At 44.0% G+C, this 891-nt stretch carries 1 tRNA gene; it reads right to left on the reverse strand.

Annotated elements, in window-relative coordinates:
* Positions 1-58: 58 nt before the first annotated feature.
* Positions 59-132 (reverse strand) — tRNA-Met (locus AC0TWI_RS11540).
* Positions 133-891: the final 759 nt, after the last annotated feature.

An 891-nucleotide genomic window follows, 5' to 3' on the forward strand; every position in this document is an offset into this window, starting at 1 on the left:
CCGGCGATCTCCTGCGTGACAGGCAGGCATGTTAACCGCTACACCACGGGACCTTCGATTGCGGGGGCAGGATTTGAACCTGCGACCTTCGGGTTATGAGCCCGACGAGCTGCCAGACTGCTCCACCCCGCGACGATAAAATTATTTATTGTGCCGTTCTTCCTTAGCAACAATACTTATTATACATTGGAAAAACATCCATTGCAACAACTATTTTAATAAAATATAATTTATTCTTTGGGAGGTGGATTAGGGCGTTCTCCTCCTGTTGGCAACAAGAGACGCGGACAGTTGCAGCCTGGCGATGATGTGGATAATCTGCCCTAAAGGGAAATAGATGATTGTAAGAGCTCCCTGTTATTGTTCGTTTGTCGATATACATGGATGAGAAGAAGAGATATATCAAGAAAGATATTTTTAATTGATGCTGCCACCGCAAATAAGGAGGCGATATCGAAAGTAATTGATTACTTACAGTGCATAAAACGCGATCTCTATTGTAAAAAACCAAATAACTGCCCACGGATAGGCGAAATGGTCGATACTTTCGTCAGGAACGACATAAAATTGCTGGGATGGTAGATATCTTCTCAGAGTTGGTAGATAAATTTCCTGAGAGCGACATAAATTCGTGGTGGTGGTCGATATCCTTACTCGGGCGATATATAGTTGCCGAGGCGGGGATATATTCTCCAGGCAGGAGGCGGCCAATGCAAAGAAAGACACGATATTGAAGGTACTTGATTACTCGCAGAGCTTAAGCGCGATTTATAAATGAAGGAAACCAAGGAACTGTCCGCGGATAGACGAAATGGTCGATACTTTCTCCAGGAACGACGTAAAATTGCTGAGGCGGTAGATAACTTCTCTAAGATGGTAGATAACTTTCCT

Source organism: Lederbergia sp. B243.17 (assembly GCF_057657925.1).